20 protein-coding genes and 1 pseudogene are annotated in these 25791 nt (G+C 38.3%); 1 reads left to right on the top strand and 20 read right to left on the bottom strand.

Features of this window, described 5'->3' with window-relative positions:
- Positions 1–32: 32 nt before the first annotated feature.
- Positions 33–179, bottom strand: coding sequence for a hypothetical protein (locus HGR01_RS24555; protein WP_155539516.1), 147 nt, complete (start codon positions 177–179; stop codon positions 33–35).
- A 130-nt stretch (positions 180–309) separates the two neighbouring features.
- Between HGR01_RS24555 and HGR01_RS24560 the strand changes: the two genes are divergently transcribed.
- A complete protein-coding gene (locus HGR01_RS24560; protein ID WP_045873047.1) occupies positions 310–1614 on the top strand; it encodes an agenet domain-containing protein in 1305 nt (434 codons plus the stop codon).
- Between the two features lie 524 nt (positions 1615–2138).
- Here the strand turns inward: HGR01_RS24560 and HGR01_RS24565 are convergent.
- From HGR01_RS24565 to HGR01_RS24650, 19 genes and pseudogenes are all read right to left on the bottom strand, one after another.
- A complete protein-coding gene (locus HGR01_RS24565; RefSeq protein WP_045873048.1) occupies positions 2139–4304 on the bottom strand; it encodes an AAA family ATPase in 2166 nt (721 codons plus the stop codon).
- A 23-nt stretch (positions 4305–4327) separates the two neighbouring features.
- Entirely contained in the window at positions 4328–4834 is a 507-nt protein-coding gene (locus tag HGR01_RS24570; protein ID WP_228045444.1) for a hypothetical protein, read from the bottom strand.
- Between the two features lie 153 nt (positions 4835–4987).
- Positions 4988–7120 carry a DUF4157 domain-containing protein gene (locus HGR01_RS24575; RefSeq protein WP_052335338.1) on the bottom strand — a complete coding sequence of 711 codons (2133 nt, stop codon included), beginning with the start codon at positions 7118–7120 and terminating at the stop codon, positions 4988–4990.
- A gap of 109 nt (positions 7121–7229) precedes the next feature.
- Positions 7230–7658, bottom strand: coding sequence for a hypothetical protein (locus HGR01_RS24580; protein ID WP_045873050.1), 429 nt, complete (start codon positions 7656–7658; stop codon positions 7230–7232).
- Between the two features lie 21 nt (positions 7659–7679).
- A complete protein-coding gene (locus HGR01_RS24585) occupies positions 7680–9569 on the bottom strand; it encodes a phage tail protein (protein ID WP_045873051.1) in 1890 nt (629 codons plus the stop codon).
- A complete protein-coding gene (locus tag HGR01_RS24590; RefSeq protein ID WP_045873052.1) occupies positions 9551–10513 on the bottom strand; it encodes a baseplate protein J in 963 nt (320 codons plus the stop codon). The genes HGR01_RS24585 and HGR01_RS24590 overlap by 19 nt, the downstream gene beginning before the upstream one ends.
- 3 nt (positions 10514–10516) lie before the next feature.
- On the bottom strand, positions 10517–14104 hold the full coding sequence (locus tag HGR01_RS24595) for a baseplate J/gp47 family protein (RefSeq protein ID WP_045873053.1): 3588 nt from the start codon (positions 14102–14104) through the stop codon (positions 10517–10519).
- A gap of 6 nt (positions 14105–14110) precedes the next feature.
- Complete coding sequence (locus HGR01_RS24600; protein WP_045873054.1) at positions 14111–14497, bottom strand: GPW/gp25 family protein; 387 nt, start codon at positions 14495–14497, stop codon at positions 14111–14113.
- Complete coding sequence (locus HGR01_RS24605; RefSeq protein ID WP_045873055.1) at positions 14497–15204, bottom strand: phage baseplate assembly protein V; 708 nt, start codon at positions 15202–15204, stop codon at positions 14497–14499. The genes HGR01_RS24600 and HGR01_RS24605 overlap by 1 nt, the downstream gene beginning before the upstream one ends.
- Complete coding sequence (locus HGR01_RS24610) at positions 15201–16268, bottom strand: phage late control D family protein (RefSeq protein ID WP_045873056.1); 1068 nt, start codon at positions 16266–16268, stop codon at positions 15201–15203. Before HGR01_RS24610 ends, HGR01_RS24605 begins: the two co-directional genes overlap by 4 nt.
- Before the next feature lie 12 nt (positions 16269–16280).
- Positions 16281–16961, bottom strand: a complete 681-nt coding sequence (locus HGR01_RS24615; RefSeq protein ID WP_045873057.1) for a LysM peptidoglycan-binding domain-containing protein — start codon at positions 16959–16961, stop codon at positions 16281–16283.
- A complete protein-coding gene (locus tag HGR01_RS24620; RefSeq protein WP_045873058.1) occupies positions 16952–20470 on the bottom strand; it encodes a hypothetical protein in 3519 nt (1172 codons plus the stop codon). Before HGR01_RS24620 ends, HGR01_RS24615 begins: the two co-directional genes overlap by 10 nt.
- A 125-nt stretch (positions 20471–20595) precedes the next feature.
- Positions 20596–21063, bottom strand: coding sequence for a phage tail protein (locus tag HGR01_RS24625; protein WP_045873059.1), 468 nt, complete (start codon positions 21061–21063; stop codon positions 20596–20598).
- A gap of 252 nt (positions 21064–21315) precedes the next feature.
- Positions 21316–21414 (bottom strand): annotated as a pseudogene (locus tag HGR01_RS41820) (hypothetical protein); the annotation flags it as partial.
- Positions 21415–21479: 65 nt separating this feature from the next.
- On the bottom strand, positions 21480–21842 hold the full coding sequence (locus tag HGR01_RS24630) for a hypothetical protein (protein ID WP_045873060.1): 363 nt from the start codon (positions 21840–21842) through the stop codon (positions 21480–21482).
- Positions 21843–21853: 11 nt separating this feature from the next.
- On the bottom strand, positions 21854–22297 hold the full coding sequence (locus tag HGR01_RS24635; protein WP_045873061.1) for a phage tail protein: 444 nt from the start codon (positions 22295–22297) through the stop codon (positions 21854–21856).
- Between the two features lie 24 nt (positions 22298–22321).
- Positions 22322–23512, bottom strand: coding sequence for a phage tail sheath family protein (locus tag HGR01_RS24640; protein ID WP_045873062.1), 1191 nt, complete (start codon positions 23510–23512; stop codon positions 22322–22324).
- Between the two features lie 31 nt (positions 23513–23543).
- Positions 23544–24701: a phage tail sheath family protein gene (locus HGR01_RS24645; RefSeq protein WP_045873063.1), complete on the bottom strand. Its 1158-nt coding sequence runs from the start codon at positions 24699–24701 to the stop codon at positions 23544–23546.
- A 64-nt stretch (positions 24702–24765) separates the two neighbouring features.
- A complete protein-coding gene (locus HGR01_RS24650) occupies positions 24766–25671 on the bottom strand; it encodes a hypothetical protein (RefSeq protein ID WP_045873064.1) in 906 nt (301 codons plus the stop codon).
- Positions 25672–25791: the final 120 nt, after the last annotated feature.

Consider the following 25791-nt stretch of genomic DNA (forward strand, 5'->3'; position numbering starts at 1 on the left):
GGGGTCAAGGGTTAAGGGTCAAGGGTCAAAGGTTAAGGGTCAAAATTTCCCCCAGGATGTTGGCATTGTCCTCCAGAAGTAACTGCGATCGCATTAGTACCGTCGTGAATCCAAAATTCAAAATTCAAAATTGGTTTTGGGGAAAAGGTTAAAGGTTTTCCCTTCCCCTTTTTCCCCATTTCCCCCTTCCCCAACAACTCTTGCTATATTACAGAGGCGAAAAATTTCTATCTCTTAATAAATCAACCAACTCCCCAAAATACTTGAGTATAATTGCATACTATGTTTTGGCGTTGGGAGAACCCGCTCATGGATAAATCAATTGTGCAGTTGGTTGACGAATTACCAAGCGATAATATCAGTATCAAGGTTTTAAACGCTCTCAATTATGTTGCTCCCGGACAGTGGAACAACCTGGTAGGTTTTGACAATAGTGTACGTGCAATTACTGGTGAAACTGACCCCGCAGTTATTCAAAGAATCCGCGATCGCGCTGTTTCTCTTTATAACGATCCGCAAAATGGCTATCAGATGGCGGTGAAACTATATCAAACCATCGATAAAGCCGACACCGCTATGGCGACAGCAGCTTTAGCAAATAAAGTGGGTGAAAAAATTGGTTTTCTGTCTTTTTTAAGTAACATTACTCCCAAAGCAGACGTAACTCAAACTATAGATTTAGTCTTAAAAATTGCAATTGAAATTATTGCCTTCTCGAAAATAAATGGTATTCCTAGTCCTAATCCCCAAGAATTTGCTAAATCTCTAGCCGACAACTATCAAGATGCTTCCCTGATGCGGATGATAGCCTTAGTCTGCATAGATGGAATGCTACCTTTAGGGCCTGATTTCCTCAGTAAAATTCACAGCATTATTACTGGCTCTGATGCCAACGTAGTCGCACAAAATCCTGTATTCTTAGCAGTTAATACCGCTTTACCTGGTAATAATCCCTCCGAGAAATTTGGTTTTATTACTCAAGCTTTCAACTCCGTACAAGGCTGGATGAATGGCTTAGTAGCGAAGACAGGTTTAACACCGCAATCGATTACTAGCCATTTAGGTAACTTTATTCAGATTGCTGATGATAACTTAGATTTCGTCGCCGCATTCTTGGATCAAACCACCAATTACTTTGAGCATACAGGCATTCAATCAGTAGCACGCGCCATAATTTTGCGATCGCACTCTTTAGTGAAAGCCGAAACTCCTCCACCAGCACTACAACCTAGCACAGCACCAGCATCAGCAGCACAGCCAGGTAAAAGTCAGTATGCAGTTAGCAAAAATGTAGAAGTTTGGGACGAAGACGACGAAGATTGGTATCAAGCCACAATTGAGAAAGTAGAAAATGACCAATTCTTTGTCAATTACATTGGCTACGGTTCATCCTACAACGAATGGGTAGGCGAAGATGAAATTCGCATTCGCGAACATGGCTCATCCGATAGCAATGGATTTGCTGTGAATCAAAAAATCAAAGTTTGGGATGAAGATAACGAAGATTGGTATTCCGCCAGTATTCAGAAAATTCAAGGACAACAATATTATGTGCATTACCTAGATTACGATTCTTCTTATGATGAATGGGTGGATTTGGAAGAAATTAGGTAATTCGTAATTCGTAATTCGTAATTACAAATCTGTGTTGGATCAGATACCTGACTGTTTCAATAAGTCGGGTATCTTTTTGTTTATGAAGCAGTTGGCTATTACCTCAACAACTAATATCAATTTGAAAAAATAATTCGACAGATTGTAGGGGGACAACATTGCTCATCGGTGTCAACTTAAGCTAAAAGCGATATAAGACGGGTGTTGTACAAATACCTCGCGCCCTCATCCCCTAACCCCTTCTCCCCTTGGAGAAGGGGAACTAAATCTCTGGCTCCCTTCTCCCTGTGGGAGAGGGGCTGGGGGTGAGGGCGAAACCTTTCACAAGAGCGGGTTTCACGTTAATTTGACACCAATGGATATTGCTTAAACCCTACATAGCAAAGTTGGCTGATATTTTTCTTTCACTAGAATGAATGTCATTGATGCCATTCGTTTAGTTGAAAGTAAAAATTGTAGTTTATAACAAGCTTATAGCTAGATAGTTTGCAAATCTTGCTGATTTTTAATTAATCAAACTCATTTCAATTTAATTCTTTATCTTTGAGAATTTTGCCCATCTTTTGATATTCACGACGTACTGCTTGAATCAAATGAGGCATTTCAATTTGATTGCTATCCTCAGCAGCTAAAAAGGCAGCAGTTAAGGCAATATTACGAATATTTGCCCCTGTAAGTTCAAAATTATGGGCCAGAAAATTTAAGTCTATCTCAGAACTACAAGGTGTGCTTTTAGGAAATATTTTCTGCCAAATTTCGTACCTTTGCTTTTCATTAGGGAAAGGAAATTCAATAATAAAACGCAGTCTCCGGACAAAAGCATCATCCATGTTCATGCGGAGATTAGTAGTTAGGATAGTAATTCCTTCATACTCTTCCATTTTTTGTAATAGGTAACTGATTTCCAAATTAGCATAGCGATCATGAGCATCTTTAACTTCACTGCGCTTGCCAAATAGAGAATCTGCTTCATCAAATAAAAGAATAGCATTAGCATTAGTAGCAGCAGTAAAAATTCGATGTAAATTCTTTTCGGTTTCACCGATATATTTACTAACTATTTGGGATAAATCAATTTTATACAAGTCGAGTTGTAATTCTTGAGCAATGATTTCTGCTGCCATTGTTTTCCCTGTACCAGGGGTTCCAGAAAACATGACATTTAACCCTTTCCCCAGTGAAACTTTACTTTCAAAACCCCATTTTTCCCAAACTAAATGTTGGTGCTTGACTTGGTTGCAGATTTCTCGCAAGAGATGCTTTTGGTTAGCCGGTAATATAATATCGTCCCAACTATATTTAGGCTGAATGTGCCGCGCTAAGGTGGCTAAATCATGTGCTGATAAACCTCTAGCGGCGGTAGATAAATCAATTAATGTTATAGATTTTTGTAAGTTAACTTGAGTATTAGTAGCCTCTATAGCTTGATTTTTCCAGCCAACTTGATTGGTAGCATTTACCACAGCATCAGCAATTTGTTCAGAAGTGAGACGAAAGCGATCGCTTAAACTATCCAACTCTTGATTATCTAGGGTAATATCTGCTGCTTGCAAGTATTTCTGCCAATAAAAACGACGCTGTGCAAAATTTGGCATCGTGAAAGGAACGGCGATTAGTTCTACTACTTGATTTGTAATATTTACCCAAGGTTTGATAGCAGATAAGATAGTAAATAGAGAATATTCAATTAACTGCTTGAGAAAAATTTGATATAAAATATTATTTTCTGGAGCTTGCAAACTATCTAAAGATTCTATATAAAGTAAGGCATTTTTAAACCTAGCTTCACGAAATAATAATTTGATTGTTGATTCAAATTCAGCTTTAGCCTCGACAATCCTCGCCAAGTCTGCTATTAAAAAAGGTAACCCCAAGGATTTGGCCATAGCTTCAGCAGTCTGCCGTTTACTGGGGATATCCTCACCTTTAAAATATAAATTAAAAGGTTTAACTGTTTCTAAATTTGCTGTGATTAATGATATCAAATTTTGTTTAATTTCTGGCTCTAAAGGCAAGTTCTCAAAACTGATTTGAGGTGTAATTAATTGGCAAAAATCAGTAAGTCTAGCATCTATACCTGTTTCTCCTAATAAAAGTTGAATAACTTGCTGATCGAGTTTAATGTTATGAGCGAGTAGAGAAGGATCTGTGTGATTAGATTCTGGAATTAGATGTAGCAGTCGATGACGAATCAGTGGTGCATCAGCATTAAAATGAACCCGTCGTGTGAGTTTTTCTATAGCAGAAGTGCAGAGTAAATTGAGAGCTAAGTCTATGGTAGGTCGTTTGCAACGTACATCATCTTGGAGATAAGCATAGAGGCGTTCATAACGACGGTCAAGTTCTGGGGCGAGTGCGATCGCTATAATATTTACATCGAAATCTGATAAACCAAAAATTTCTTGAAGCCATGCTAAAGGAGAGCCTTCCCAAGCAATATCTGAAGGTAATTCATCTAAGTTTGCGCTGTTCTGTTGTAATACAGGTGTTACAGGTTGACTACTTAATAAACGTTCTACCTCTTCTTGACGAATGTGCATCCCATGATAAGGGCTATTTAATACTTCTGTATCATAGGTTGTGTGAGCATTGGTAATAGCTTTTTCTAACAGTTTGTCTAATTGTTGTAAGAAAAGGAGAAGTTGATTCAGGTAAGGAGTATAAGGATTTTCGTCTGCTAAAGCAACCATTATTAATCAGTAATAAGAATGTGTTAATTTGAAGAATCACTAGAAATAATTTGTGTTGAATGTAGAATTTCTCTAAATACTGGCATATATTTTGCTTCTAGTGGTTTCAAGGTTGCTGCATTAATTAGATAAAAAGATGAAGAATCATTGTAAATGAGAGACTGTAATTGGGAAAGGCGTAAACTTGTGGTTATTTCTGTCCATTCGTATTGTCTAATATAAGCTTTGTGACCAGAAATATGGCAAGATTCCTCACTGATTAACTGATATTCATTGTAGTCTTCTTGTATTTTATTACCAGAGTCAGTAATTAAGATTTCAAACCAATTACCAGAATTATTTTCCGGTTCAGCTAGGAGATAACTCATTGTAGAGCGATACTCCTCAAAATATTCCTCAAAGCCTGGTTCTGGGAGTCCAAAAATCCGAAATTGCCATTGATTAATAACTTGTGGATGCCAATATTCCGGCAAAGAAATAGATATACCAATTTCTTCACTACAATAGCTGCCCATGTTTGGTAATTTCATAATTTCCTGGCTTAATCTTTATTATTGGAGATGTTTTTCAATCCCCTCTTCCCTTTTAGGGAAGGGGGTGAGGTTGAGGGGATTTCCTATGTCAAGACTCTAGAATTCAAAAATGACAAATGTTTTCGGAGAGTGACATAAGAGGGGTATTAATCATTCGCTTTTGTAAGGCCACAAAAGTATTACACCTCTCCTGATACCAAAAGAACTTTCACTTGCTGCTATTAATTTAGGCTTTTCAGCCTCATTAGCAGCTTTAGTGGTAGCATCATAAGCCATTTCAGCTAATACTTCATCTGATTCTTTGTACCAAATAATTTCCGCCAATCTGTCACTTCCTTGTACCTCCTTAGCAATGATTTCTTGCACTACCTGTCGCTTGACATAATGTTTTGCACTGCCGCTCTTAGCTTTACCTTTAGCGTAATTATAAACTTTGGGGAACAAAGCATTATAAAGTTCCGCTTTCATGGCTCCTACCTCAGCTTCTGGCATATTCGGCCGCTTCTCAGCTACCTTGCTCATGAGTGTACTGGGGTTAGGACTTGAGCAAGCATCTTTGATTGCACCTTTAATTGCGGAAATATCTATTTCTATCTCGATTTCGGCACCACCACCTACTCCTAAAGTTCCCCCGACGGCAGTACCAAGTTTAAATGTACCCTTTGAGAATGTTGCTTCACCTTTCACTTTTGCGCCTACACCAGCCGATAGCGATCCACCAGTGGAGATATTAATTAATTTATTGCCCTTACGAGTTGTAATACTTCCAGATACCTTGCCACTGATTTGAGCGCCAGCAAGTGCTTCTGCGCTAACACTACCGGAGATACCGGCAGGACCAACTTGTGCTTTACTAGTAGCCTTAGCTGAAGCGCCACCATCATATTTACCTTCTGCTGCCACCTGAGCGCCCAAATTTCCCTTACTAAGTTCAGCCGAAACATTACCTGATAAAGAAATTCCTGCTTTTGCTTCAGCCGAAGCACTAGCTACCAATCCATCTAAAACATTCAGTTTTAACTCACTTTTGGCACTTGCTTTAAAACCAATAAAACTTTCTAGTTTTCCTTTTAATTTCAGACTTAATTCACCTGCATTGAAAGCTAGATCCTCTGCCAGTGTAGCTCCGATACCTCCTTGGGTGCTGATCTCAGCTAGTAACTTAATGCCTTCAATCACATCTTTTACTTCGGCACTGACTTTACCTTTAGCGTCTACTCCTGTAAAAAGCTCCTGTGAACTATTTCTAGAAAATGTACCTGTCTCTGTTTTAGTGCTATAAGAGCCAAAGAATCCTGCTCTCATTAATAATTCACAGGCCGCTTTAAAGTCTTGATCTTTAGCTTCTATAATTTTTTTTGCTGCTATTTCTGCTCCAGCCAATTCTGATGTTTTTTCAGTGACATTTTGATAACCTGATTTACTTTGTTTTAAGTATTTTTCTTCATCTTTAGTTTTTTTACCTGCTTCTTTAGATAAAAGTTTAGTTTCTTCGCGTTGAATAACTGCTGTATTTCCTAGTGCGGTAGTACCATTTTGCTGCACAACATGAGTTAATTCATGGGCAATTAACTCTTGCCCTTCTCGACTTCCAGGTTGATAAGCTCCTTCACGGAAAAATACATCTCGCCCTGTAGTAAATGCTTTGGCTTGAACAGTTTCATTTAGCTCATTTGATAAAGAGGTAGTATGCACCCGAACTCCACTCAAATCTGTGCCAAAAGCTTGCTCCATTGGTTCTCGGATACTTTGATGAAGAGGTTGCCCCGTACCCCGCTCCTGTTTGAGAGATGCTTCAAACTGTGGAGAAGTCCTTATATTATTTTCCTGTGTTTCAGCTTTTCGCATCAATGTTTGAGGCTGTATTGTTTCTTCAGATTGATAGGGCTGGATTTTTGAGGTATTTATCTGCTGAACAACTTGTGATGCAACTCGATCAGCTTCTTGTTCGTATTTATCCCCTGGTTGATTAACTGTTAGCTTGTCCTGTACCATATTACCCTGTTTATTAGCTGTTAATTCATGGGACAAACCTCGAAATAAAGGACGACGCTGGATTGCAGAATTATTAGTTGTGGAAATTTGCTTCAGAAGTAAGTTGGGAGAATTATCTGTTGGTTGATTTGGGAGACTTTGCGACTCAATCAGACGACTTAGCGCCCTATTACCAAACATATCTTGTAGTTCTTCTGCTGGATGGATATTGCGCTGATTACTAGATGCGGTTTGTTGATCAACAGTCGATTTAGCCTTTTTGGTTTGGCTTTGTCGCAAAGTACCCATAATATTAGCCTCGAATTTTTTAATTAGAAATATGGATGTAAATCTGGTGATAAAATTACTGATTATTGGGAGAATTGACGCAGATTAAATTTCAGGAAACTAACTTAAGTTATGTGCCTTTAACTCGAAAGTTAGTAGTGACAAAACTACCAGTACCGGAATATTGGGGAGTAGCATCAGGAACTGGCCCGCCTGGGGTTGGCTGTTGTGCAGGAACAACAACCTGAAACTTAGCTTTAAATGTACCTCCTTTGAGTAAAACAGGTTTCCCATTCGATTTGGTTCTTTGAGCTTTTTGATTGGGAGCAAGAGAATCTATCGAAAGGATACCCACACCAGGGATAGGATGTGATGGAGTCATATAAGGACAACCAGGAACAATAACGGTTTTTTCATCCCCATCAACACACACCATTTTTTTATTAATCATGTCTTTACTAGAACCCACAATATTACCCGGAATTACAGTGACAATTGCTTGTCCAAATGGTGGGTTAAACATAGCTATATCGCCTGTAGTTAAAATAAAATCAGACATAAAATTTGAGGTTTAATATAATTAATCTACCCAAGCTTCTTCTTGAATTGTGGAAGCTCGCAGCATTTGGGGAGTGACTCTACCAATGATAGTATTACCTGCAACTTCACCCTGATTATTCAAGTGACACATTTCTAGTACATTGGCTCTGGGACTGAGATTAAAATCTGCTTGGAGAATTACTTGAGACACAGGATGTCGATTAAGATTAAAGTTAAGTTTGATAGTAATGTTTCCTGCTACTTGACAGTCATTAATATTAGATAAAACTACATAAAACCCTTGGGGATTATCGAGAAATCGCTGATAGCTTACTTGGTGTGTAGCTCTGATTCCTTGAGCAGAAAATTCCAAATTGGGCATGAAGGGTCTAAAGGATGAAGTACAGGATTGAATTCGTAATACTAATAACCTGGCTATTTTTTCACCTTCATGTTCAGCTATACCTCTAAGTTCAACAATTGCTTCTATTTCTATTTTCTTTTTAACAGGGGAATCAAATAATTGAAATCGGTAAATTCTCTCTAACCATTGAGAATTTGTCACCAAACGCATGGTTGCACCTACTTCCGTACCCAAACGGGTATTACCAATTTTGTATTCTTGATGGTGACGGTAAATTTTCAATTGGGAATCATCCGTACCTGTGGGAATTTGTAGTGATTCTCCGACTTGGTTACCTAAACGAGTATTTCCCTCCATTCTGTCTAATAATGGTCGAGGTTTGTAAATTCGCAATCTTGCATCATGAACTAAGCGCATGGTTTGACCGACTTTAGAACCAAGGCGAGTATTACCATCTATCCATTTGATTTGTTGTTGATAAATGTTCAATGGTGGTTCTGCTTGCAAGCGCACTGTTTGCTCTGGATCGGAGTCAAGGCGAGTATTTCCTGGCATTAACTCCAATTGATTGAAGGGGCGATAAATTCTTAAATTAGGTTCTAAATTAAAAGGTAGAGAATCAAATATATTCAGAGAATATTGTTGGTGATTCAGATTAAAGTTAAGTTGAACAGTAATTTTGCCAGTGAGTTGGCGATCGCTCAAATTTGAGAGGGCAATAAAAAAGCCATCAGGATTACCAGTAAATTGGTGATAAAATACCGTTTGCTTGACAACTGGCCCTAGTTGGCTACCATTAGGTTCTAATGGCAAATTCTTGCCTTGAATGCGGATTAATATTTGCTGTTCTAGGCTATCTCCTTCTGGATAATCATCTAATTGAATCTTTGCCTCAATCTGCATTTTCTGTTGAGGCGGAGCGTCAAATAAAATAAACGGATAACAACCTCCCCATGCTTGGGTAATTTGCATGGTGAGTGTTAAAATTCTGAGCGCATAATAAGTATGGGCAGGTTTTTCTTGGTCGATAATTCCTTTAGCAATGCGGAATTCACGCCAATACCTTTCTGGGTGAATAACTTGGTTACTGGGTAAAGCTAGTTGGACTTGAAAATAATGAGGTTTTTGATCAAATTCAAAAATCGAAATTGTTCGTTCTGGATAGCTCAAACCGGAACTTTCTAAATAAATTTCCAGCATTTTTTTCATACCCGGAACAGTTCCCCGAATTTGATATAGGGGAACTATTTGGCTAATAAACTGACGTTTGGTTTTCTCATCCCAATCATCCCGCAAACTCAAAGCTACCCAACCAGCCAGCCAAGGTAAAAATTCGGCTGGGGTTTGTTGGGGGTCAAAATATGTATGAATTTGCGAAATCAGCGTTTCTAAACCCCACAAAGTTGGTGTATTGTGATCAACAATCTGGGGAGAAAATTGGGTTTCTGCTTCCGGAATACCAGAGAGAATACCTTCAAATGCCAGTAAAAACTTGCCTAAAAATGGATCTGTTTCTAAATAAGCAGGGAGATATTCTAAATAACTACTTAGTTGTGGCTTTGCCATTTGTCTCCTAAACGTTGCATAGTAGTAATTTGACCAATTTCTACCTTGACTAATTCATGTGGTTGTAAGGCGATCGCAATGAGTTGATTTTGCTCATTAACTCTCTGACGATATTCTGCAAAATCAGTTACTTGAATTGCTTCCACATAATCAACCCCTGCCATATCATCTAATAATTCATATAGTTCAGAAATATAAATATCTCTGCCAAAAGGATAACCTTGATTTCGCCAATAATCTGGGTGAGGGAAAGGATTAAAAAAGCCTTCAATACGTTGAGTTACTTCGGCTTTAACTGCTCGGAAATCCCCACTATCTCTTAAATATAAGATGGCAGAAACTTTGATATGTACATAGTTCGGTTCAACAATGTGCAGGCGAGTACTCAAGAGTCGTCTTTGATTGAGAAATCGCTTGAGAGTTTTTCTGATATTTTCACTATCAGGACTATTAACTTTTGGCAATACCACTAAGCTAATATGTGCTTCTACTACTTGATTAATATCTGAGTTTTCTAAATCGCGTTCTGGTAAACAATTTACCCGCGCCATAATCGCCGCTTCTCCCAAAGCTTGAGCGGTTCTAGTTTGCAACCAATCAAATAATATGAGTTGCTCAAAATCGTTCGCCGTCACAGCTCGATAGCGTTGCCGTATTTGTGCTAATGTTGTTTGGATTTCTGCTTGCAAAGATTTGCTATCGGATAAAGTCCAGGGTTTTCCTTTGAGCAGAGTTAAAAAAGCAGCTTGGTTGCGATCGGGAATTTGATTGGTGCGATACAGCACCATTTCCGTTAACCATGCCAACAATTCAATCAGAATAATACCCGTATCTGAGGGGTTGTGGTCTGTCCATTCTGGGGCTTCGCTGGGAATGAGAGCGATCGCATCTGCGACTAAATCTGCATAGGTGCGATCATCTAAATTAGGTAAAGGTAAAGGCATAGTTTAATCTGCATCCGTAGGTAATTTTAAAGTGACGATGTGCTGACCTGAGTAAATCAGGGTTTGGATATCAATTACTGCATCAGCAGGTTGAATATCTAAGGCGCGGACATAACTCACCCCTGGGACTTTTTCAATCACAGCATAGAGATCGGAATGATGAGGTTTGCGTCCAAAACTCCATCCTTGTTGGCGATCGCCTCCCGTGAGCGGATGGAGAAAACTATGTAGGCGATCGCTGACTGCGACTCTCACAGCATCGGCATTTTCTACAGCAACAGGCACAATTTCGGTAATTACTGTAATTTCCTGCCATTTCGGGCCAGATACCAGCAGTTTCATTGTAGGAACAAACCGAGCTCGCAAATATGTCTCCACACGATTAAGTAAAGCTAGTGTAGGTGTCGGCTGGCGTTCTTGACCGTGGGGAACGATAATTGCTAAGACTCGACCACCGCGAATTTCGTGCTGAAACACTCGGATATCATTACCCTCAATCACTTTCTCTGGTGTACCATCAGGCTGCAGCCATAATTCTTCTAGCAAGGGGTTGTAATCAGAAAACATCATTTCTGGGGTGATGATTTTCACCCTAGCGATATCTATAGATGATTCATAGACCAAATCCTCAAAATCCTGGGCTGTGACAGCACGGTTGCGGTGACGCAGACGTTGGGGCGATCGCTCTTTGAGCTTATCTAAGGATTCTTGCTCGTTTCCACCTGTAGCGGCTTCCCAGTTAATGACGCTGTCAATATAAGGGATAGTGGTTTTGAGTTCTATAATCGTTTGGGCAAGACGATTACCTCTCACACCCCCTCCAGTACAATACTTACTCAGCCGAATATTGTTACGTCCCCGTGGGGGAATCATCCCCGCTTGTCCATCACCAAAATAAATTTTCCCGGCTTGGCGATCAACCACATAGTGACGATCTTGTGCTTGAGAACTATAAAAATCTGGTACTTCTTGCCAAGGTACCCAAACTTCTAATAACCTACCTGTTTCATCTTCAATAGATGTAATAATTCCCGATGCTTGTTCAATAATTTTGCGCTCTTCTTCTGGAGGAAATCGCCCTTCTTGAACTTCCAATTGTTGCCCCAAAAGAATCGGTGATTGGGTGGTAGTAAATACTTGTCTTGGCTCGTTATTACTAGAACCTAAAATTTCTTGTTCTAAAGTAATAGTTTGACTAGCCCAAATCGTATTAGTCCGAACAGAACGCAGCCTTGGCGGTACAGTAAAATCAGCAGAAGCGGCTAATTTAGCACCAAAATAGCGCATAAAGCTGTATAGTCTGAACTGTTGAAATCCTAATGCCCAGGTAAAAAAATAAAGCAAAGCCAAGGGCAAACTTTCCCAATCATTTGGCTGTTTTCTCGCCCTAACCCAATAGAGTTCTTTACCAAAATATGGCGTTCCAATCAAGTCTGTAGGGCCGATAAATTGAATTAACCCTTTCTCAGCAAAGGCTTGGGTTTCATCCTTGACAACTAAAGGTTGCCAACCGTTCGGACTAGCATATTCCCAAGCTATTCTTTGCAAATTAATATCAGTTTGTCCCCGATAAGTATTGGGAGTAACTTCTTCTTGTTTTGGTGGTTCGACTTGGAAATAAAGACTATTAGGACGATTCGGAAATGCTTGATTAAATCCTAAATAAAGTGCAGATTGGCGATGCAGTTGCGGCGTTAAGGGATGAAAACAACGGCTGACTTTGTTTCCGCGTTGATGCTCAAAATTGACTGGTTTGGTAAAGATCAGCAAGTTGCGATCGCGATCAATTAGCTCAATTTGCAGTTTCTCCGGATGTTGATCGTCAAATTTGACAAACTCCCCGATTTTAAACTGGCTCGCATCATCAACATAAATAATATTCTCCCCTGGTTGAGCAGTTTGCCATAATCTCACATATAAAGGACTACCTTCACAATAAATAAAATCATTGTAAGCATAATAAATAGCAGGTTTTTCTAAAAGAACTTTATAAGTTATAGTTACTGATTGGAGGGCAGGCGGTTCAAAGGTATCAGGGGTGTTTTCCGCCATAATAAATTTGCTTAAAACCCGACTTCCGGCTGGATATGCATTCCGCGTTTTATTCTCTAAAATTAATTTTTTTTCTGCCTCGACTTTGCCAATAATTTTTATTTCTTCTTGCAGAGTTTGCGTACCTGATGATTGCAGCCGAATAATATCATCAATTGCCAATTCATCTACACTGTCAACATAGATTTCTAATTGTCCAGTAGCAATATTTTGGGCAACGAGAGTAACATCGTTGTAAACAACATATTTTCTTTCTCTACCTTTTCTCCCATAAAGACCGTTAGTAATTCTGGCACGTAGCCAATAATGATTTTCTGATTGATTATCTAAACTCACTTCAGGTAAAGTTTGGGGAAAAGAAAATGTAGCTGATGTACTACTTTCGATAAACTTTATAGGTGATGAATTCCGATTCCATCTAAATTTATTTTTACTAGTTGTTTTTTCAATAAGTTGCCAATTTTGATTATTGCCGATTTCCCAAGTAATTTCTAAATCTTCTGTATAACTAGGTTGCCGACTTAAATTAGTATTAATTAAGATAGCTACACCAGGTTTAATAAATTCATCATTGAGAGGAATTGCAAAAGTATCATTATGTATAGGTGCGAGTCCAAAAGGATGAAAATCTTTACTTAAATCTAGAGAAATATTGTTAAATAAACAAATTTTTGGTGTTTCAGTCTGATTCAGGCTAACACTGATATTAATTTGGGTAATTTCCGGTAAATTATCCCGTCTATAGGGTGTTAAAGTAGCTTGTAGCCATTGAGCTTTTTGCCCGTTAATTTCTACAGGCAGCAATTTAGGTAATTGATTAAAAGTAATAATTAATTGTGATTGATTTTCTTGGGTTTGAACATTAGTTAAGGGTTGCCATTGTTTTTTATCCCAATAAGACCAAATATGTAGTAATTCTTTGAGTTTGAGCGCACTTTCTGGGCTATCCGTATCAATGGTAATAGTAACAGTTGTTAATTCTGGGATGCTAAAAATTTCTGCACAACATAAATAAAGATAATGCTCGACTGGTTGAGAGCCACGAAAAGCTAAAAATGGTTCGTTGAGGTGAGATGTAGCAGCAATACTATGTTGAGTGCGATCGCTATAGTAATCTCTGTCTTCAACGACAAACATTGCTTGTAGTTTTGTCCCGCTTACCAGCAAATCTTGTTCGGTTTCAAAAATTACCTCTTCTTTTTCACCTTCTAGAGGTGGTGCAGAGATTTGCGTGTGCGCTGGAACCAGAGCATCCACAGGGCTACCCTCAGCTAAACTAAAGGTGAGAGGGACTCTGGCTGGCTGGGGTGGAGTTTGTTGAGTACCGATGAGATTCAGAAAAGCCAGCAAATTGCGATCGGGGACACGATTTAGGCGATCGCTTACCACTTTAGCCATGCGGCTAAATATGCGAATTAAAGCTAAACCTGCATTTGGCTGATGGAAATCTTTGAGCGTATATTTCTCTGCTAAAGCTTGGGTTTGTTCAACCAAGTCTTGATAGCTGCGGCGATCAATTTTGGGTGGAGGAATAGACATAGTTACCTACTGTAAATAGAACGGATAGACGAGATTAAAGGCATTATTCGTGGTACGAACTTGGTAATTAATGGAAATATGCAGCACATTAGGTTGAGAGGGACGAGACAGCACATCAATATCTAAAACATCGATGCGGGCTTCCCACTCCACCAAAGCCGATCGCACATCGCTAATGATTTCACCCACTGTTCCGGCGTTGTTAGGTGCAAAAACGCGATCGTGAATTCGACAACCAAAATTAGGACGCATCACACGTTCCCCTCTAGCGGTGCTGAGAATCGCCCAAATTGATTGACGAACGCAATCTTCATACTTCGCCATATCCATTTTTCCCTGCTGATTAAAATTCACAGGGTAAGTCCAACCTACGCCTAAAAAATCAATATCCATTACATCACCTCTAAGGCTCCATTATTGACTTTTACCCCCGCAGCACAATTAATTTCCATACCAGATTTAGCAGCAAATTCACCTTTAGATTTAGCTTGAATACTACAATTTGAACCAGCTTCAATTTTGCATTCTTGTTGAGTTTTAATTTCTAAGTTTTTACATTCTATAGACATATCTTTATCGGTGCTTTTGATGGTAATTTTACCCTTGGCTTCAATGTTGAGGTCTTCCTCTACTTGAATACTCATGGAATTTTTTTCGCAATCAATGGTAATTTTGTTTTTACCACTTTTATCTTGGATAATAATTTGTTCTTTATCTTTAGTATCATCGAAAACAATTTGATGGCCGCTGCGGGATTTAATCATGCGTTTATTATTCTTCCCGTCATCATTTTTTAACGGTGGTTTATCTTTGCCATTCCACAAACTACCTAAAATATAAGGAAAGGCAATATCCCCATGTTCAAAAGCCACTAGAACTTCGTCATCTACTTCGGGTAAAAAGTAAAATCCCCTATCTTCTCCCGCCATTGGAGTAAGTACCCTCGCCCAAGCACTTTCATCTTCACCAGAGAGCCAGGGAAATTTTACCTTAATTCTGCCGACTCCATCCGGGTCTTTAATGTTAGTAACCACAGCAATTGTTACACCATAAAAGCGCACATTCCGGTCATCGGGCATTAATAAATCTAGTCCAATCATGCGGCAGTTCTCCTAGCAGTAAATGAGGTATTATAACCCTGTCCCTCTGAATACTTATGTTCGGTTGAGGTAACATAATAAAGTCCACTAAATCGCTTACCTACGCCAGTCACCTCAATGACTTTAGCTATGCGTAAAGTAGGATTACCTCCACAAGCACCTTCAGCAGTAATATAAGCGATCGCCATATCTTTAAACTGTCCTAAAGCTATTTGATCGGCTTCGGCTTTGCTGGCTACAGGTTGACTAACTACTGTAGAAACAGATTTACCAAAGCTTTCTACAGCCTTAGGGCCAGTAGTTTTCCCACCCATTTTACTTCCCTCTTTACCCGCAGCAGCTTTACCCATTACTTCTTCTTTATCTTTTGGTATCCACCCACGAACTTCAACTTCTTGGACTTGTCCCATGCTGCTCAAACGGGGTAAAAACTCACTTAAATTTTCTTCAAACTTTAACGTTAAAACTTTTTGACTATCGTTTTGTGGAGGTTGAAAATATAATGTTTTATTATCAATAACTACTTCATAACCAATACGTTCTGCACGGCTTTGGAGAAAATCCCAATCAGTTTGATTATGCTGCAAAACATATTCGTGTTTTACCTCGCTATCTTTAACTTTTGGTGTTAATCCTCTAGCTCTGGCAATTTGGCTAGCAATATCGCTATCCTTCATTTTTGTATATGATTTTGTTTGCGAACCTCGCAACAAACGGTGACGCATATCATGTCCCCTTACCACTAATATGGGTGGAGAGTTGATAGAAAATTCGGGTTCTAATCCGGTAATTTCTCCGACAATTACTGTTTTTAAGTTATTGTCATAACCCATTTGAATTTCTACTTCATTGCCAATTTCAAATAAATCATCATCCACCCAAGTTAATTTACACTTGGCTAAATCCCAACTGCTAAATTCCAAGGTAAACATACTTGGTACGTCTATATCTTCAGATACTTTCACTGAAATTAAATCAGCACTAGCATCAGCAGAAAGCTTCTGTCCTTGGATGAGGACTCTAATATTAGGAGAAAGGGTTTTTACACCACTGTAATTAGACATATTTCTGCTCCTCTAAGTTTGACTAGCAATCCGCAAAGGAGGAATTGTCAGCACTAATCCAGGCTGGATTTTGCGGGGATTATCTAAGCGATTTTCTTCAGCAATAATGCGCCATAAAGCTGAATCTCCATATTCTTCATTAGCAATACTACTCAGCGTTTCTCCGCGTTTGACAATGCGAACTGGATCGTCAATTAAATTCTCTTCTTTTTGCTGTTTTTCTGGTTCTGTCCACTCTCTAAATGTGCAATTAAGTGTGGCGCGTACAGGTGTACCATCTTCTAAAAACTGTGTCAGAGTTTTAGTGACACTTTCTAAAACACCATCGGGTAATAACACACTATCTTTTCCCCCAATGGTTCCCCAAACTAGTTTACATCGAGGTGGTCTTTTTTTACTTTGACCAATTCTCGGTTTAGTTAAGTTAAAAATTTTCTTAGTATATTGCTGTACATTATCTGGTGGTGAACCTGTGAGAGTTGTATCAAAAAATAATTGTATTGTTAAAGTTGCTAAATCGTTAGCAGGAGTAACTTTTTCTCCACTGACTCCGTTATTGTCGCTGACAGTGGTTAATTTCCAGCCAGTTTTACTAATTTGTACTTGGTTAGGATTAAACAATACTTCAAATTCATCAGCAAAATCTCCTTCACTACTTTTCTCCGCTTTAATTTTTAGTTTTTCTAGCGCCATTTTTGCTTACCTCTCCTTTCACTTTCTACAACTAATCTCCGCATAATTCTGCGTTCTACTTTTTCTACTAAAGCATCAATATTAATCTGAGGTTGCGTATTCACTCCCAAAACAGAGCTTTGGTTAGTTAAGTTAACAGGAGGAGGATGATAATTAATAGATGAATTCGCTGTAATTGTGGTTGGCGGTGAAGCATTATTATGAGCTATAGAAGTTGGTTGATGAGTGAATGAGCTTCCCTTGTCATTAGCTGTCCTACTCAAGTTTGACTGATGATTTAATTTGCTATCAATTAAATCTTTATTTTGTTTGATAGCAGATAAATTAGCTAATATTAAAGGCTCAAAATCAAGTGACTCCGGCTCGCGTTCAACTTGTACAATTGGTAAATATAATCTCTCGTTGTCAGTATGATTTTGTCTAATGTTTTCTATCTGCTCATTGATGTTTGAAAACTTGTTTTCTGAAAACCGTCTTAATAATAAAAGAGGCTGATTAGCATTTAAATTATTGCTTTTATCTCCAGACTCAAATCCTGCTATATTTTTACTCTCTAATTTTTGGTTAATGGGTTTTATATAATTATCAATAGAAGTTTCATCATTAATATGATGTTCTAAGGTTTCAGCAGCAGGAGATAGATTATTAACTAAAGGTATTTCTTGTAGTTTTGCTGATATGCTTGGTTGGTAGAGCGGCGAAACTAAAGGAAGTTCCGAATTTATATTTAAGGATGTATTCTGAGGTAATAAAGGAATTTCTTGATTTGCGCTTAAGGATGTATTCTGAGGTAAGGTTTCAGAATTAGCTTTGACCACAGGTAAACTCAAGCTAGATGCTGAACCACTATCTAACTTGCGTTGAATCGTCAATTCGCCAACTGATGAAGTTTCAATATTAGCTAAAGGTTTTTTTTGAATCGTTGGTGATGATATTTGTTCAACTAAAGGAAGTGATTGATTTGTTGTTAAGGATGTTTTCTCAGTTAATATTTCAGAATCGGCTTTAACCACAGGTAAACTCAAGCTAGATGCTGAACTGCTATCTGACTTGCGCTGAATTGTCAATTCGCCAACGGATGAACTTTCAAGATGAGCTAAAGGTTTTTTTTGAATTGTTGATGATGATATTTGTTCAACTAAGGGAAGTGATTGATTTGTAGTTAAAGATGTATTCTCAGGTAATGTTTCCGCATTGGCTTTAACCACAGGTAAACTCAAGTTAGATGATGAATTATTATCTAACTTACGCTGAATCGGAAATTCTTCAACTGATGAAGTTTCAAGATTAGTTAAAGGCTTTTTTTGAATTGTTGGTGATGATATTTGTTCAACTAAAGGAAGTGATTGATTTGCAGTTAAAGATGTATTCTGAGCTAAGGTTTCAGAATTAGCTTTAACCACAGCTAAACTCAAGCTAGATGCTGAACCACTATCTAACTTGCGTTGAATCGGAAATTCGCCAACGGATGAACTTTCAAGATGAGCTAAAGGTTTTTTTTGAATTGTTGGTGATGATATTTGTGCAACTAAAGGAAGTGATTGATTTGCAGTTAAAGATGTATTCCGAGGTAATATTTCCGAATTAGCTTTAACCACTGATAAACTTAAGCTAGATGATTCATTATCTAACTTGCGTTGAATATTCAATTCGCTAAATGATGAACTTCCAAGCTTATCTAAAGGTTTTTTTTGAATCGTTGGTGATGATATTTGTGCAACTAAAGGAAGTTCTTGGTTTGCAGTTAAGGATGTTTTCTCAGGTAATATTTCAGAATTGGCTTTAACCACAGATAAACTCAAGCTAGATGCTGAACTACTATCTGACTTGCGCTGAATTGTCAATTCTCCAACTGATGAACTTTCAAGATGAGCTAAAGGTTTTTTTTGAATCGTTGGTGATGATATTTGTGCAACTAAAGGAAGTTCTTGGTTTGCAGTTAAAGATGTTTTCTCAGGTAATATTTCAGAATTGGCTTTAACCACAGGTAAACTCAAGCTAGATGCTGAACTACTATCTGACTTGCGCTGAATCGGAAATTCTCCAACTGATGAACTTTCAAGATGAGCTAAAGGTTTTTTTTGAATCGTTGGTGATGAGATTTGTGCAACTAAAGGAAGTTCTTGGTTTGCAGTTAAAGATGTCTTCTCAGGTAAGGTTTCCGAATTGGCTTTAACCATAGGTAAACTCAAGCTAGATGATTCATTATCTAACTTGGGTTGAATCGGAAATTCGCTAAATGATGAACTTTCAAGCTTATCTAAAGGTTGTTTTTGAATCGTTGGTGATGATATTTGTGCAACTAAAGGAAGTTCTTGGTTTGTACTTAAAGATGTCTTCTCAGGTAAGGTTTCCGAATTAGCTTTAACCACAGGTAAACTTAAGCTAGATGATTCATTATCTAACTTGCGTTGAATATTAAATTCGCTAAATGATGAACTTTCAAGCTTATTTAAAGGTTGTTTTTGAATCGTTGGTGATGAGATTTTTTCAACTAAAGGAAGTGATTGATTTGTAGTTAAAGATGTATTCTCAGGTAAGGTTTCAGAATTGGCTTTAACCATAGGTAAACTCAAGCTAGATGCTGAACCACTATCTAACTTGCGTTGAATCGTCAATTCGCCAACGGATGAACTTTCAAGATGAGCTAAAGGTTTTTTTTGAATCGTTGGTGGTGATATTTGTTCAACTAAAGGAAGTGATTGATTTGTAGTTAAAGATGTATTCTCAGGTAATATTTCCGCATTGGCTTTAACCACAGGTAAACTCAAGCTAGATGCTGAACTACTATCTGACTTGCGTTGAATCGTCAATTCGCCAACGGATGAACTTTCAAGATGAGCTAAAGGTTTTTTTTGAATCGTTGGTGGTGATATTTGTTCAACTAAAGGAAGTGATTGATTTGTAGTTAAAGATGTATTCTCAGGTAATATTTCCGCATTGGCTTTAACCACAGGTAAACTCAAGCTAGATGATTCACCATCTAACTGACGCGGAATTGAAAAATTTGCAATGTCGCTACTTATTGGTAATGTATTAGATAATATTAATGATTGGGCACTATAGGGAGCCTCTTCAAGAGAATTTATTGCTGGATTTTCTGTTTTAAAAGCTAAATTAGGTAAAGAATTATCTGGTGTGACAGCTAATTGCGATCGCGGATTTTGTAAATGAGTTTCTTGAAGTGGAATTTGTTGGTTATTGTGGTTAATCTTAGAGGCTGTAAATGTAAAATTTATTGTTGGCTTTGCTACTGCTTGACTACTCTGATTCTGGTTTTGTACATAAACAATAGGTGTTGATTCTGACTCTAGATCAATAGTTGTTGACCAACGTTGCATCTGTTGAGCTAGTAAAGGTAGCCGATTCAGCATATCAGGCGATCGCTCAATAATCTTTTGAGCCATGCCATGATTAATCATGCCAGGTTTAGTCAAGCGATTATGCAACCGTTCGAGAAGTTTGGGATTAATAGATTGTTGCCATTTTTGTAAATAATTAGATGTCATTTTCGATGGTTATTTGCATTTTCATGATCATTAATAATTAGATAAAGATAGAGATAGGGCTATTTTTTAGTAATTTATTGTCTTGAATAAATTACCATCAAAACTTACTCTTATTCCCATCCTCATTAAGCTTTATACACCCCCCTATGAACTAATTCTAAGCGTTCAAAACCAACGACATTACCATTACCAGCATTCAGTTGTGGCCCATCCCAAGCTACTGGATAAGCTTTTTTAAAGTTCCATCCTATCAATTTAGACTGCTGATTATCTCGTACCATAATTGTGCCGTTCAAGAGACGAATTTTGCCCCTAGTGACATCTTCATACCACTTCCATAAATCATCCCTTTCTCCCAATCCGCGAATCAAAACTAAATTAGGATAGGTGATGTATTTAGGAAATTGATGAACGCGGTGATTCACCCCACCTTCCACATAAGTTTCCAGTTCTATTTTGCTATTTAATCCTGTCACTTCTGAAAATCCGCCTATAGTCAGTCCCTCAATTTCTACTGTAAAATTAAAAGCCATATAGGGGTCATGAGGTTCGTCTTGAGAATTCCCTCCCTTTTTTTTTTGCGATTTTGCCATAAATATCTCCTTTTAATGGAAAAAAGCCTTAAGAGAATGTTTCAAAAGTCTTGTCGTTGGTAGCAAAATGTTTTCGATCCCCCTAAATCCACGCCACTTGCTACAACGGGGGGGAACCACCGCAACACAGTGGCTCCCCTGTTTAAGGGGTACTTTGAGAAGTTTTGCCTCCCTTTTTAAGGGTTGGGGGGATCAATAATTGCTTAAAATAACAACTAACCACTTTTCAAACATCCTCTAAATCTCAAATCATTATTTACCTGACTGCTGATTAATCTGTTGATTAATTTGAGCGACTTGAGCTACCCACTGTTGTCTTTCCCAATGTTCCATATTCATTACTTGGTGATAAGACCAGTGAAAGTGATAAGAAAGATAAGCTACCTCCTCAAGTAGACGTTCTGAGGGGTAGCGAACTACTCCCCCACTGGAGAAGTTTCTACTTCAAATTCTCCGCCACAATGGGGACAAGCTACCTGAAAGCGAGTATGACCATTTTGGTTAATTCGCTGATAAAAATCTTGCAGGTAAACCAAGTCCCCAGAAAACAATTCCTCAATAATTTTGGTATTGAGTTGGTCTAAAGTACCTAGCTTAGTAATCACTCTTGCTAGCAAAATAATCACCAAATAACCAGGATTTCTCTGTACCCTGGGGTCGCGCAGAGGAGTTATCTCATCATAGGCTGTTGATAGTCGCATAACTCCTTCTCGATGAAGGTTTCCTTCTGCATCGACATAGCCATGAGGTAGGGTAAAAAGAAATTCAGTCTGGTGCATTTTTCCTCACATTAACCAACGCTGATACCTTCGTGAACAAATTCTAATGATTCAATTGCTAGTTCGCTAGCAGTAGCATTAAAATCTGGGCCGCTCCAATTGGTAGGCCAACAATTTTCTAAGTTCCAACGAATAGTTTCTTCACCTTGATCGTTAGCAAGAATAATCGAAACATTCTTCCGTTCAATTTCCTTACCATCTATCAAATCTTTGTGCCATTTCCACAGTTCATCGTTATCAGTCATTCCTCGTTTTAAACTAATATTATTAAAACTATTTAAACCAGGAACTTTTCTTTGTCCTAGAGTTTTATCAGTCCCTTCTCGATATTCTACGACTGCTCTAGTACCATTTAAGCCTGTACATTCTCTAAAGCCTGCATGGACAATGCCATCCCACTCTACCCAGAAATTATATCCAGCAAATGGATCGTGAGTATCTTTGATATTAGGCATGATAATTTCTCCTGAAGTATATTACTAAGATTCAACAGATTGGACTTCAACAAACTTCACACCGTTACTACGGTGAACTAAGGAAATCACAATAAATTCGCTAGGTGCAGTTGGTGCTAAACCGATTTCTGTTACTATTTGTCCGGTATTACGAATTTCTGCTGGGTTGGTTTCTGCGTCACATTTGACATAAAAAGCTTCCTCTGGAGTGTCTCCATGAATAGCTCCTTTTTCCCAGAGAAATTCGCAATAGACTGTTAATTCTCTAACTATCCGATCCCATAAATCGATGTTATTGGGTTCAAAGATAGCGTCAGCCAAATTACGTTCTACCCAACGTAAGACAGTAATTTTTAAGCGGCGAATATTGATATATTGCCATTCTGGATTTTGGCTTAAGGTTCGCGAACCCCAAATCCGAATTCCTCGACTTCTAAAACTACGGATGCAGTTAACTCCGGCTCCAATTTCTGCATTTAAAATTTCCCAATCGGCATCAGTAAATAAAATACTTAAATCCAATACTCCTTCTAGTAAATAATTAGCTGGAGCGCGATGAACTCCAACTTCGGCATCATTACGCGCATAAATTCCAGCAATATGACCGCAAGGAGGAATATCAGTAGAAGCATTTTCTGTTTTCAGCCAGGGAGTATAGAGAGCAGCATTATCACCAATTAACCCTTGTTGTTGCTCTTTGAGAGTCTGTATATCTTCAATATTGGAGATATTGAAAGCATCAAGGATAGCAAAGCGATCGCCCATTCGATCACAATGTTCCAGTACGGCTCTCTGCATTTCCAGCACCTCTGTGGGAGGATTCTGCATAATGTCAGGCGCACATACTAAATCGATGACATCTAGTGATTCTATAGCCTGCAATCCATTTTGCAATGCTAATAGAGAGTTATCTGGCAAATGTAAAAAATAACACAAACGACCGCCATTTTCAAAGAAACCCCGTACCGCATTAGCTAAATAACTATCAAGAAATATATGTAATTGCACATCATCTAATGGCTGAAAATACTGCACAAACTGAGTCCAGAGGGTGAGCATTTTCGGTACAGGAAGACTATGATTCAGAGAATTGTTAACCTTGGGAACACCCAAAAACACCGGAACACCCGTGAGTAAATCCTTACCTGGTAGTGAAGGAATATCCTGTAAATAGACACCAGGAGCGCTTAATTTTAGGTGTGTAGATGTCTGCATAGGTTAATCAATTTTGAATATTAGCAATCAGTTATTTTTTCTCGTCTACCAGCTGGCTAATGCGGAAGATGACAAATTCTGCTGGTTCGATTACCGCCACACCAATTTCTGTGACAACCTGACCAAGTTTGCGAGTTTCTATCGGATTATTTTCAGCATCGCATTTGACGAAAAATGCTTCTTGAGGGGTTGTCCCAAATAATGCACCTTTACGCCATTCGTTAGTCAGGAATGCAGTAATATTGCGGCGTATCTTTGCCCATAGTTCTGTATTATTAGGTTCAAAGACTACCCATTGAGTGCCTTCATCAATTGATTCCCGTAGGTAATTAAATTGGCGACGAATATTGATGTATTTGAAGTCTGGATTATCCTTACCTGCGCCTAAAGTCCGCGCTCCCCAAATACGGATGTTCCCGTTGAGATTGCGAATGCAATTGATCCCATCACTGTTGAGAGGTTCTTGCTTGGCTTTGCTGATATCTTGCTTTAAGCCTACAGCCCCTAAAATTGGTTCGTTAGCAGGTGCTTTGTGAACGCCTCTTTTATCATCAACACGAGCATACACACCAGCAACATGTCCGCTGGGAGGAATAAATTTTAGCTCTTTGCTAACGGGATCGTAAACTTGAATCCAAGGATAATATACTGCCGCAAAGTCTGAATTTCCTATTAGTTTCTGACTACCTGGTTTGAGTTGCTCTGAATCAGGGGGGATATCTTCTTCTGTATCCAAAATCGCAAAGCGATCGCCTAAACTACGACAGTGTATATCAATTTTAGCTAGGGCTGTTTTACTGGTAACTCCAGGCGCAGCCACAATAGCAATTTCATCAATGGCTTCAAATTTATCTAGAGCATCATCGAGTTTAGCTTCTTCTGTCACCCAAGTGACAAAACACCTAGTCCCCCCATTTCTAAAAAAGCCATACACAGCATGAGCGAGGGTATTCTGACCAGAATTAGCAGCGAAATCTCCAAAATATTTCTTGAATTCTGTGAAGTTTGTACAGAGTTTCACTTCACCATGATTAGTTGGTATTGTTTCCGCTTCGACACCATCACTAGCCGCCGCTAGATTAATGATACCAATAAAACCAGCTGTACTGGTTCCTACACCAACAATAGGTGCTAATCCTGAAGAAACTTCTTCAACATAAACACCAGGGGCAAGATAAGTGGAAGGCATGATATTTTTTCCTTTGTTGATAATTGTAATTATCGGACAAATGCAATTGACAATTAAGCAAATTTCAATTGCTAGTCAACTGAAAATTTAAGGATTTAATTTCCCCTTTTTGTAGATTTATTTCTTTTTGTTGTTTGGTATATCCTTGAGCCGAAACTATGACTGTGATGGGAGTATTTCTAGCTGCTATACCAACAAATCGGTAATTCCATTCTCCCTGTATTTGTTTAATTATTTGCTTACAGCTAAAAGTGTAGTTTTCACTCCCTTGAATTTGCACTTTAGCCATACAAATCGCTTCGGAATCATCCGCACTTGTGATTTTTCCTAGCAGCGTTGTTGGTATTAATTTTAACTCTACTCTATTAATATCATCAAGTAGATCTATATTTTGATTTTGCTTAATAATATTAATATTAGTTGCATTTTTTGAGGCAATTGTAACTTGACCTTGACTCTTTGTATAACGCAGTTGAGTATCAGCTAAATATGCTTCTAATTGATATACTCCATCTGGTAAATCCATAAAGTAGAACCAACCATCAGAGATTGTTTGAGTACGTCCGAGTTGAGCTTGTTTAGTTTTTGGGGTGTTGGGTAAGTAGTCAGAAATTTCCTGAAAAGCTTGAAATTTATGCTGATTACTGAGGCGATTATCATCCAATATATCCTGAAATAATTGCAGCTTATCAGCATTTTTTAAGTAAGGACTTCTCAGTTGTTCCCGAAAATCTTGAATCTCAGGATTTAGATTTTGATTCTCTAGATTGAGGTTGGTATTTAATGAATAGCACTGCAGTGGCAAATTTCGTAATCCCAAAACTTTAGTCTGGAAAATAACAAAGTTAATAAACTCATCAGGAGCATCAATAATTTTAACCACAGCGCCTGAAATTCCCTGTCCTGTAATGGCATCCTTAACTTGTCCAGCCATTGCTACTTGATGATGAAATCTTTGTCGTTTCAGCATTTTTTTTGATGGTGTTCAGAAAAGAATTCAGAAATTAGGAATCATATCTGTGAAGGTCGGTAATGGGTAATGGGAAAGGAAAATACAATTTACCAATTACCAATTACCAATTACCAATTA

The organism is Tolypothrix sp. PCC 7712 (assembly GCF_025860405.1).
GTDB lineage: Bacteria > Cyanobacteriota > Cyanobacteriia > Cyanobacteriales > Nostocaceae > Aulosira > Aulosira diplosiphon.